2 protein-coding genes are annotated in these 3,377 nt (G+C 72.6%); both read right to left on the bottom strand.

Annotated elements, in window-relative coordinates; translation table 11 throughout:
• Window positions 1–147 precede the first annotated feature (147 nt).
• Complete coding sequence (locus AC07AB_RS19175; protein WP_478568041.1) at window positions 148–1,077, bottom strand: PRC and DUF2382 domain-containing protein; 930 nt, start codon at window positions 1,075–1,077, stop codon at window positions 148–150.
• 275 nt (window positions 1,078–1,352) lie between these two features.
• Entirely contained in the window at window positions 1,353–2,945 is a 1,593-nt protein-coding gene (serA, locus tag AC07AB_RS19170) for a phosphoglycerate dehydrogenase (protein WP_478568038.1), read from the bottom strand.
• Window positions 2,946–3,377 lie beyond the last annotated feature (432 nt).

Here is a 3,377-nt window from a genome sequence, read left to right as displayed (position 1 = left end):
GGTCTTTTTGGGGGGGGTATGTGGGGGTTTCCCGGGGGGTGGGGGGGGGGGGGAGAGGGCAACGAGCAGAGAGGTGTTGCGGAGCGGGGCGCCCCCCCCCCCCCCCCCCGGAACCCGCCGCCGAACCGGTCCGCCGTTGACAGCGGATCAGCGGTGGCGGCCGGAGTCGCCCGGCTCCTGGTGCTTCGACTTCAGGCCGTCGTCGTACTCGACCTCCTCCTTACGGACCTGGGCGCGCACCTCCTGCTGTCCGGTCACCTTCTTGGTCTCCATCCGCACCCGTTCCACGGGGACGGTCTCCTTGCGGACGACGGCGACCTCTTCGTGGAGGACGACCTCCGTCTCGCCGTCGGAGAGTTTCGCCGAGCGGTCGCCGGTGCGGTCGCCGGGCTTGATGGCCTCGCGGTGGACGGTGACCTCCTCGTGGCTCACCGGTACGGACTGCGAGACGTCCTCGGTGACCACGTGCTTGCGCAGGTGCGCCCGGCCGCTCTCGCGCTCCTCGGTGCCCCAGGTCACGCGCTCCTCGGAGAGGATCATCTCCTCGCCCTGGCCCTTGGCGCCGGTCGCGTCCCCGGCGTCCCGGCCCCGGGAGGGTGCCCCGGCGCCCGCCAGTTGCGCGGAGTCGGTGCGGCCGGGGCTCCGGGCGGTCTCGCCCGTACCCCGGCCCGCCGCACCGGCCATCCCCGCGGCGCCCGCGGCTCCGGCGGCCGGCGCGGCGCGCCCCGCCTCGCCCGCCCGGCCCGTGCCGCGGCCGCCCGGCGCCAGCCCGTAGTGCCGGTAGAGATGGTCCTCCTCCCCCGGATCCAAGTGCCCGTCGGCGTCTATCCGCGGCGCGTCCTTGATCGTGTCCTTGCTGTGGGGGACGCGCAGATCGCCGTCCGCCTGCTGCGCCCCGGCGAGGGGCACGAACGTCTCCTTCGTCCCGAACAGGCCGGTGCGCACGGTGATCCACTCCGGGTCGCCGGTCCTGTCGTCTCGGTAGACCTGCTGCACCGAGCCCACTCGGTGGCCGTCGGCGTCGACCACGCTCATGCCGGACAGGTCTCGTTGGCTTTCGCCGTGGGGTGCGGTCATGGTGACTCTTCTCCTTCCGCACGCTCCGACAGTTTTGGGCGCGCTCTCCCCATTGCGCGCCGCCGCCACCCGGGCGGCGACTGCTGCACCCCGTGTCGTGCCGTCCGCCGACCGCACAGCGGCTCTTTTGCGGGGCAGTCCGGAAAACCGCCCCATCCCCCCATTCGGGTGAATGGTTGAGCGGTCATGCAGCTGGGCCCGGTCCCCGCCAGAAGGCGAGGGCCGGGCCCAGTCGTGCCGCGACGCACCGGCGCACCGGCGCCGGCCTGCGGTGATCAGTCGTTCAGGTTGACCGTACGGGCCGATGTGGCGCCGATCTCCACGGCGATCTCGGCGAGTACCGGCGCCGGGATCGACTCGTCGACGGTGAGGGCGACCAGCGCCTCGCCGCCTTCGCCCGACCGCGACACCTGCATGCCCGCGATGTTGATGCCGGCCTCGCCGAGGATGCGGCCGACGGTGCCGACGACGCCCGGCCGGTCCCCGTACCGCAGGAAGGCCATGTGGTCGGCGAGCGCCAGGTCCACGTCGTGGTCGCCGACCGCGACGATCTTCTGGAAGTTCTTCGGGCCCGCCAGCGTGCCGGAGATGGAGACCTCGTCGCCGTCGGCGAGCGTGCCGCGCACGACCACCACATTGCGGTGCTCGGTGGACTCGCTGCTCGTCGTCAGGCGGACCTCGACGCCGCGCTCCTGCGCGAAGAGCGGCGCGTTGACGTACGAGACGGTCTCGTCCACGACGTCCTCGAACACGCCCTTGAGCGCGGAGAGTTCGAGCACCTTCACGTCGTGCTGGGTGATCTCGCCGTACACCTCGACGTCGAGGCGGACCGCGACCTCGCCCGCGAGCGCGGTGAAGATCCGGCCGAGCTTCTCGGCGAGCGGCAGCCCCGGCTTCACGTCCTCGGCGATGACCCCGCCCTGGACGTTGACCGCGTCCGGCACCAGCTCGCCCGCGAGCGCGAGGCGCACGGACTTGGCGACGGAGATGCCCGCCTTCTCCTGCGCCTCACCGGTCGAGGCGCCCAGGTGCGGGGTGGCCACGACCTGGTCGAAGTCGAAGAGCGGCGAGTCGGTGCAGGGTTCGGCGGCGTAGACGTCCAGGCCCGCGCCCGCGACCCGGCCCTCCTTGAGCGCCGTCGCCAGCGCCGCCTCGTCGACGATCCCACCGCGCGCGGCATTGACGATCCGCACGTGCGGCTGGACCTTGTGCAACGCGTCGTCGCCGATCAGGCCGATCGTCTCGGGGGTCTTGGGCAGGTGCACGGTGATGAAGTCCGCGACCTCCAGCAGCTCGTCCAGCGTCAGCAGCTTGACGCCCATCTGCGCGGCGCGCGCGGGCTGCACGTACGGGTCGTACGCGACGATCTTCATGCCGAACGCGGACATCCGCTGCGCGACCAGCACCCCGATCCGGCCGAGGCCGACGACGCCCAGCGTCTTCTCGGACAGCTCGACGCCGGTGTACTTGCTGCGCTTCCACTCGCCGTTCTTCAGCGCCGAGTTGGCCTGCGGGATATTGCGGGCGGTGGCCACGAGCAGGCCGCAGGCCAGCTCCGCGGCGGTGACGATGTTGGAGGTCGGGGCGTTGACGACCATCACGCCGGCCTTGGTGGCGGCGGAGACGTCCACGTTGTCCAGGCCGACCCCGGCGCGGGCGACGACCCGCAGCTTGCGCGCGGCGGCGATGGCCTCGGCGTCGACCTTGGTCGCGCTGCGCACCAGGATCGCGTCGACGTCGGCGATGGCGGGGAGGAGTTCGGCGCGGTCCGCGCCGTTGCAGTGCCGGATCTCGAAGTCCGGGCCCAGGGCGTCGACGGTGGCGGGCGACAGCTCTTCGGCGATCAGTACGACGGGTTTCGTGCTCACGTGGTCATCAGTCCTCACTGGTCCTTTGCGGACGGCCGTCCCGACGGCCGAAGGCGGTGAAGGGGGGCGCAGCCGCGTGGAAGACGCACGACGCTGTGAGCCTGACGCGCTTGTTGCAGAGCAGTGTATCGGCGGTGCGGGATGCAATTGGCCTACCCGGCGGAATCACTCCGATGTAGCTGTGCGCCGTGTGAAACGCGCGTGCGCCCCGGAGCGCGCGCCTACGGCCGGGTCCGGAACTTCGCGTGGTGAGCACCGGCTCCGGGACATCGCGTCCCGCGCACCGGCTCCGGTCCCGCACCACCGCCGGGCCCGCACCACAAGGGTCCGCGGAGGGGGGGGGGGGGGGGGCGGGAGGGGGGGGGGGGGGGGAGAGGGGGGGGGGGGGGGGGGGGGAGAGCGGGGAGGAGGGTGCGGCGGAGACTTCGGCGG

This window comes from Streptomyces sp. NPDC044033 (assembly GCF_056434425.1).
This window is presented reverse-complemented; position numbering and strand designations above follow the sequence as displayed.

Bases quoted from the DNA above. Each gene is read 5' to 3' on its own strand.
- AC07AB_RS19175 (WP_478568041.1), bottom strand. From the start codon at position 1,077: ATGACCGCACCCCACGGCGAAAGCCAACGAGACCTGTCCGGCATGAGC.